This is a genomic window from Microbulbifer discodermiae (assembly GCF_040742695.1).
Classification (GTDB): Bacteria; Pseudomonadota; Gammaproteobacteria; order Pseudomonadales; family Cellvibrionaceae; genus Microbulbifer.
The window spans coordinates 1-2892 of sequence record NZ_JBFLAB010000037.1 but is presented as its reverse complement, the minus strand read 5'-3'; the positions used below and the strand labels follow the sequence as shown (position 1 = coordinate 2892).

Annotated in this window: 4 protein-coding genes; all 4 read left to right on the top strand. The window is 49.2% G+C overall.

The features are described from left to right. Window positions 1-210: hypothetical protein (locus tag AB1S50_RS13260; RefSeq protein WP_367151269.1), on the top strand; the 210-nt coding region annotated here is incomplete at its 5' end. 138 nt (window positions 211-348) lie between these two features. Further along, a complete protein-coding gene (locus AB1S50_RS13255) occupies window positions 349-1446 on the top strand; it encodes an RHS repeat domain-containing protein (RefSeq protein WP_367151268.1) in 1098 nt (365 codons plus the stop codon). A gap of 30 nt (window positions 1447-1476) precedes the next feature. Further along, entirely contained in the window at window positions 1477-1920 is a 444-nt protein-coding gene (locus AB1S50_RS13250; protein WP_367151267.1) for a hypothetical protein, read from the top strand. Next, window positions 1865-2320, top strand: coding sequence for a hypothetical protein (locus AB1S50_RS13245; protein ID WP_367151266.1), 456 nt, complete (start codon window positions 1865-1867; stop codon window positions 2318-2320). The genes AB1S50_RS13250 and AB1S50_RS13245 overlap by 56 nt, the downstream gene beginning before the upstream one ends. Window positions 2321-2892 lie beyond the last annotated feature (572 nt).

Here is a 2892-nt window from a genome sequence, read left to right as displayed (position 1 = left end):
AGTGGCATCACCGGCACCAGTGTCAGCTATTCCTCCAGTGGCAACATTCTCAGCAAAACCGGTGTGGGCAACTACCGTTATGGTGCCCAGTGTGGGGTGGCCTATGGTCCCCACGCAGTCTGTGAAACCGGCAGCGGCGCCGGTATCACCAGCTACCACTATGATGCCAACGGCAACCTGTTGTCTGATACCACAGGCCGCACCCTGTAATACAGCGTATTCAACAAGCCACTGACTATCCAGAAGGGCGGCCACAGCGCACAATTCCGCTATGGTCCCCAGCGCAGCCGCTGGAAGCGCATCGACGATGACGGCACCAGTACCACGGAAACCCTCTATCTGGGCAATGTGGAAAAGGTCTACAAGAACGGCACTACGGAAATCCGTCGCAACATCGCAGGCTTCGTTCTCACCACGGACAAATACGATACCGATATGCGCCAGTGGCAGGCGGATAAGGCTGCCGGTGCCCTGGCAGGGGAGAGCGCCGACGACCATTTGACGGTGACCAAAAACCGCTATCTGCTACGGGACCACCTGGGCTCGCTGGATGTGGTGACGGATGCCACAGGCGCTGTCACCGAGCAGCTGAGCTTCGATCCCTGGGGGCAGCGGCGCCAGCCCCACAACTGGCGGGATGCCCTCAGCAGCACCCAGCTGACCAATATCCTGGATATAACCCCGCGGGGCTTTACCGGCCACGAATCCCTCGACCGGATGGGCCTGATCCATATGAACGGGCGCATCTACGACCCGCTGCTGGGGCGCTTTGTACAGGCGGACCCCAATATAGACGGGACCACTAGCAGCCAGGGCTATAACCGCTACAGCTATGTGCACAATAACCCCCTGGCGTTTACCGATCCCACCGGGTACTGGTCGTTTAAGGAGAATTTACCGCAGATTTTCCAGTCAGTGGTCATGCTCGCAGCCAGCACAAATCCCCTGGCCTTTGCCATAACGACCGCTTTCTTTGCCAAAGCCAACGGCGCCTCGGACAGAGAGGCCTTCAAGCAGGGCGTAAAAGCAGGCGCCATTGCGTTTGCGTCCAACAAGGCTTTTGAGGCCATTGGCAACTATGGGGCGGGAAATGGGGTATCTGCGGATACGCCCGGGGCTATCCAGGTTGGCGAGAACATCTGGGTCTCCAAGGAGATCTATGTCACCATGGTAATGGCCCATGGTGTGGTGGGCGGCATAGCAGCGGAGCTGCAGGGGGGCAAGTTCGGGCACGGGTTTATTTCCGCTGCGGTGACCAAGAGTCTGTCGCCGGCGATTGGCAGGCTACCGGATTCTGTGCAGTTGGTTACCACTATGGTTGTTGGTGGCACAACCTCGGAGTTAAGTGGCGGAAAGTTTGCCAATGGTGCCATTACGGCTGCAATGCAGTATGTGATGAATTGGCAGGGAGGGGATGAAAGTGCACAAGAGAGTAATAAAGGATAGCTTTTTGATGAAAAAGGAGAAGAGCTATTTATGAGGTGGTTAAATGGCTCAGGAGAAACTCTTATTACCAATGGTGGAAGTTGGGGTGAATACATGAAAGCGAACCAGTTCCTAACTAACCAGATTAACCTAGCCTTGTATGGTGATGCGGCCAATAGATTAGGTTCAGGCTTTGTGAACCTTACAGTCCACGGAGAAATACAAAACGGGTATTCGACTGGATATGAAATGTTGCATGGCACTCATCGTGGTTTAGGGGACTTATCCATAATTGGATTTGCTGAGCTGTTGTCAACTGGCGGATATGCTTACAATGTTACCGTTACTTGGAATGATAGAATCGACCCCAACCCAATCTATCTGGGTGATAGGGTTAGGGCTGGTATTTTAAACACGATATTTAGCCCTGCAGATTACGATGTTCATATTAGCTGGCAGCATTCAAGGGATACAAGATATACTGGAGGGAATTAATGTGCGAAGAATAAAAAGCAACCTTCTTTTTTTTGTTTTATTTTTACTGTTGGTTGTTGGCTGTAACCAAGTGGTTGCCAGTGGAAAGGCGATAACAGAATTTGGAGAATATGCACTTAATGATCGTTTGCAGCTACAGGTTGAAAATGTTTCAGGTATAGTTAAATACCACCTTGTGAATAATAGTGGTGAAACACTTATTGTATCTAAAGATAGAGCTAGCGTATACCAGCGTTGGGTGATTGTTTGGGATGGTGATCGTTTGTGGTTTTCTAGCAGTGATATTGGGGGGGTTGTTTGGATTAAGGAAAAAGACGGAAGTTATAGCTCTACCGAATATTATAAAAATTCAGTGCTTCAGAAAGAGATCCCTCAAGCTATCAAGGAGTTTGAGGGCTAGTTTGCACAAAAGGGGAATGAGGTGGTCGGTTACGACGAAAATGAAGTCCCTAGTTTTGACGAGTCTCATCCAAGATTTCACCATTCGTACGACTCTAACTCTTGTGCAAAGGCGATTGTAATAAATGCAAGGGCAAATACAGCTCCCATTGACGTTCATACCATTAGTATATATTCAGATAATTTCAAAAGTGATGGGTTTTTTACTGGCAAACAGTATTATCAAGATCCAATATATATTGATTATGGCGACATTGTTTTCAAGTATCAAACCAACGAGTTTGGAGTAACTAAGTGCACCGTCTATTCTGCTTCATCATGTTAGTTCTTGCAGGATGCTCTGACAAAGGTTCAACTAATAACGTAGTGTCAGTAGATTATTTGCTTTCTGAACCGGAGAAATATTTTTCTAAAGAGGTTGCTGTGCGGGGGTAAGCGTCCGGCAAACTCATCTACCAAGCCAAATTCTGCGCTGTAATTTAGGTGTCCACCTATCAACAAGTGGACACCTAATATGAGTGAAATTATCCCTGCTAAGAAACCCGTGAAGCGTCGCCGGCATTCCCCGGAGCT

Bases quoted from the DNA above. Each gene is read 5' to 3' on its own strand.
- AB1S50_RS13250 (WP_367151267.1), top strand. From the start codon at position 1,477: ATGAGGTGGTTAAATGGCTCAGGAGAAACTCTTATTACCAATGGTGGA.
- AB1S50_RS13245 (WP_367151266.1), top strand. From the start codon at position 1,865: ATGTTCATATTAGCTGGCAGCATTCAAGGGATACAAGATATACTGGAG.